Raw genomic sequence first — 3,835 nt, 5'->3', positions numbered from 1 at the left:
AAAGCTGGTCTCGGCGAGTGTTGGGCGATCGGGGCCACAACTACATCACGGTGCCCTACATGGGGTTCCTGTACGCGGTGCCGATGAGCTGGCTATCGCCTGCCCTGTTCGATGCTGTCGTCAGGCAGTTCTACCGGCTGTCGCTGTCGGTGCCACCGGAGGGTATGGGCCAGATCTCTGACTGGCTTATTGACGGAAGTCCGAGGCTCGACCTGCGGCTGTCGGCGCCGGTCGAGAAGATCACCAGAGCCGAAGGTGGCTACGCCGTGTCGGCGGCTGGCGAGACTCACCATGTGGACGCGTTGATCGTGGCGCCCGAACCCGGGGTAGCAGCCGATCTGCTGACCGGACTCATCCCCGAGGCGGCCACGACAAAGTTGCGCGAATGCTTGTACTCCGACTACGCACATGTTCAGGTCTGCTACAAGATCAATCCCTGGCCTGAACATCGCGCCAGCGTTGCACTGCCCGCCAATATGGAACGCGACTGGGGCGCTTGTGTTTTACAGAGTAAGCGCCATCCCGGCAGCGTTCCTGCCGGAGGCGAGGTCGTCGGCGTGTACTTCTACACGCCACCCCTGGCGCACATGAGCGACGACGCCATCGTCAAGTCCGCACTGGACGCGGTACTCGAGGTGTACGGGCCGGCGCCAGAACCGGACTTGATCGAGCTGTTCCACTACCGGCGGGGGTTGTCCATCGCCGACCCGGGCCACTACGCCCGGCTCGACTCGCTGCACGCGGAGATGCCGGCCGGAATCTACCTTGCAGGTGATTATTTCGCGCATGCCGGCGTGGAGGCGGCAATTTTCAGCGGGGAACTTGCTGCCAACCGGCTCACCGGAGTCGCGCAGTAACTGGACGGCAACTCCATTGACTGATGACATCTCAGAGGTCGAACAGTGACCGATGCAGCGCTTAGTGCCGGACATAGTGCGTGCCTGGTCGACGATGACGCCCGCGAAGGCCACTCTGATTGAAAGCGACCGTACGGTCACCTACGCAGCGCTGAACGATTGGTCGAACCGCATCGTCAATGCGCTGATCGCCGCGAACGTCCGGCCCGGCTCCCACGTAGCGTTTCTGGTTAGAAACTCCGCGGCCTTCGTCGAGATCTGGGTCGGTGCCAACAAAGCGCGATGTGCACTTGTGCCTCTGAACTGAAGCAGTGCTCCTGCAGAGTTGGCAGATGTTGTTCACGACGCGAAGATCTCGCTGACATTCGCCGGCGGTGATTTCACCGAACTTGCGCAACGGGTCCGCCAGGCGACGGGGACGGCTGTCCAAATCGCTCCCGAAGACGTTTTGGATCAATGGTTCTCGCCGAGTCCCACGAATTACTGTGCGACATCTGGCGCGACTTCCGCGAGGACCCCGAGCTTCGCGTGGCCGTCATCACCGGGACCGGTGACGCTTTCACGGCCGGCGCCGACTTGAAAACCCATGCACCGGAATGGCAGACCATCGGACCGATGGTCGGACGTGAGCGTATCGAGGACGGTCTATGTGGTATCACCCGGGGACCGCTGTCGCGCATCACCAAGCCCATCGTCGCGGCGATCAACGGCTGGTGCGTTGGCCACGGCATCGAGCTGGTGATGGCGTGCGATATCCGCATCGCCTCCGACCGAGCGCAACTCGGCACCTTCGAGGTGCGTCCTGGCATGCATCCGCCCGACGGCGGTATCGTCTTCTGGCCAAAGTCTGTGGTGTCGGAGTTGCCCTGGAGTTACTGCTCACCGGTGAAGCGAGTTCTGCCGAGCGGGCATACACGGCGAACATGGTCTCCCGGGTCGTGCCACATGGAAAGCTGATGGAGGAGACCGACGCTAGTCCAGCGCATTCTGCGCTGCGATCAGGCCGCGATCGAATCGGCCAAGGAGACGGTACTCGAAATCATAGGCCGCCCTCCCTATGACCGACTTCGGGTCGAAGCGATGTGCGGCGATGCCTTATGCGGCGGCAATGCAAGCGTCATGGAGCGATCGCAGCAGTTCTTCGACAAAGTCGATCGGGGCCGCGCGGGGGCGACAGCCACTTCACTGTGACAGGGCGACTAGAACGCCGTGCTCTTGCGGGCGACAATCTCCTTGGCAATCACTCGTTTCTGAATCTCAGCCGTGCCGTCGGCGATCAGATAGGCCATGACGTCGCGGTAGCGTTGCTGCAGCGGGAATTCCGTGCTGTAGCCAAGGTTGCCATGAATCCGCATCGCGGCTTCAATGGCATTTTTGGCGATGATCGGTGGCCACCATTTACTCATTGACGCCAGTGCGGTGTGCGACCTGCCCTGTTCGCGCAGCCATAGTGCGCGGTAGCACATCCACCGTGCCGCTTCGAGGTAGGTGGCGTGCTCGGCGAGAGCGAATGACACGCCTTGGTTGTCAGCGATCGGCTTACCGAAGGCATGGCGCTGCGTTGCGTAAACGGCGGCTTCGTCGAGGCTGGCTTGTGCGGCTCCCAGGCACAGCAGGCCCAATGCAGCCCGGCTGAAGTCGAAGTGACTCATCACCGCGCGGAATCCTCGGCCCGGCTCGCCGATCAAATGCGAGCTGGGGACGAACACGTCGTCGAGATGGATAGAGCCCCATCCCAGTGGTAGGCAGCCCATGCCCGGCATATGGCGCACCGTCACCGCGTCCTGGTCCAGCGGCACCAGGTAGCAGCTCACCCCGGCCGAACCTTTTGTGCCGGGCTCGCGGGCGTAAATCAGTGCCGCCGACGAATGCATCGCCCACGAAATCGCCGTCTTCTCGCCAGTCAGCCTCCATCCTCCATCGGCGGGGCACGCCACCGTGGTCAGCCCAGCCGCATCTGACCCCGAGCCTGGCTCGGTCAACGCGATCGCAATGTTTTCTCGACCTTCGATCATCGCCGGCAAGTAGCGCTGCTGGATCTCCTCAGTGCCCTGCATCAGCTGTGAGCCGATAAGCCCGATCTGTATTGGCGCTGAGGCGACGTTCACATCGCCGTAGGCCAGAGTCTCGGTCGCGAGGCCGAGTGTCACCGGATCCTCGGCACCGGTGCCTCCATATTGTTCCGGCAGCCCGATCCCCAGGACGCCGATATCGCCGAGCTGGCGCAGCACGTCGAATGGAAACTCAGTCGACGCTGCGCGATCCCGGTAGCCAGGCAACAGCACTTTGTGCGAGAAGTCGCTGAGCGTCTTTTTAAACGCGGACTGATCCGGACTGAACTCGAATGAAACCATCTGGTTTCCTCTCTTCGTCGCACCGAAAACTTGGATGAGGCCGGGGAAGGAATCTTGACCATTACGGTCTGACCATTATAATATTATCTTCATGGTCTTCCAAGCCCCCGGCTCCCATTGCGGCGTTCCGCGACGGAAAGAGATTGCGGGATGCCGCCAGAGACGTTGAGCTATCGATCCACTGATGGTCACGAGATCGCGGGGTATCACTGGCCCGTCCGAGAGGCTTCAGCGGACGCAGGCGTAGGTGTGCTTGTCCACGGTATGGGCGAGCACGTTCGCCGCTATGATCACGTTGCCCAGGCGCTTACCGCTGAGGGTTTCGCGGTGTACGGATATGACCATCGCGGGCACGGCAGTTCATTGGACGGCAGCCGCGAACCCGGTCATCTGGGCCCCAACGGCTGGGCGGAACTGGTCGGCGATCTCGCCGTCGTGATCAATCTCGCACGATCGTCACATCCTCAACAACCAATCTGCCTAGTAGCCCACAGCATGGGTTCCTTTGCTGTCCAACAATTTCTGTTGGATCACGGCTCCGACGTCGACGCGGTCGCCCTGACGGGAACTGCCGCCTTGGACTTTCTGCAGCCGGCACTGGACTTCTCTAATGATCTGGACTTG

5 protein-coding genes are annotated in these 3,835 nt (G+C 61.7%); 4 read left to right on the top strand and 1 reads right to left on the bottom strand.

Going from position 1 to position 3,835, the window contains the following annotated elements; all coding sequences use genetic code 11:
* From AC2VOU_RS00070 to AC2VOU_RS00060, 3 genes are all read left to right on the top strand, one after another.
* On the top strand, window positions 1-857 hold an 857-nt coding region (locus AC2VOU_RS00070), incomplete at its 5' end, for a protoporphyrinogen/coproporphyrinogen oxidase (RefSeq protein ID WP_486955509.1).
* 52 nt (window positions 858-909) lie between these two features.
* Window positions 910-1,164 (top strand): AMP-binding protein, encoded by a 255-nt coding sequence (locus AC2VOU_RS00065; protein WP_486955508.1) that lies wholly within the window; start codon window positions 910-912, stop codon window positions 1,162-1,164.
* A 149-nt stretch (window positions 1,165-1,313) separates the two neighbouring features.
* The gene (locus AC2VOU_RS00060) at window positions 1,314-1,814 is read left to right on the top strand and encodes an enoyl-CoA hydratase/isomerase family protein (protein ID WP_486955507.1); all 501 of its coding nucleotides are present in this window, start codon (window positions 1,314-1,316) and stop codon (window positions 1,812-1,814) included.
* 242 nt (window positions 1,815-2,056) lie between these two features.
* Here the strand turns inward: AC2VOU_RS00060 and AC2VOU_RS00055 are convergent, their stop codons facing one another.
* Complete coding sequence (locus tag AC2VOU_RS00055; RefSeq protein WP_486955506.1) at window positions 2,057-3,211, bottom strand: acyl-CoA dehydrogenase family protein; 1,155 nt, start codon at window positions 3,209-3,211, stop codon at window positions 2,057-2,059.
* Window positions 3,212-3,460: 249 nt separating this feature from the next.
* Here AC2VOU_RS00055 and AC2VOU_RS00050 point away from each other — a divergent pair.
* Window positions 3,461-3,835, top strand: a 375-nt coding sequence (locus AC2VOU_RS00050; protein ID WP_486955505.1) for an alpha/beta fold hydrolase, incomplete at its 3' end; no start/stop codon positions are given.

The sequence above is a fragment of the Mycobacterium sp. TH-M25 genome (assembly GCF_057473665.1).
This window is presented reverse-complemented; position numbering and strand designations above follow the sequence as displayed.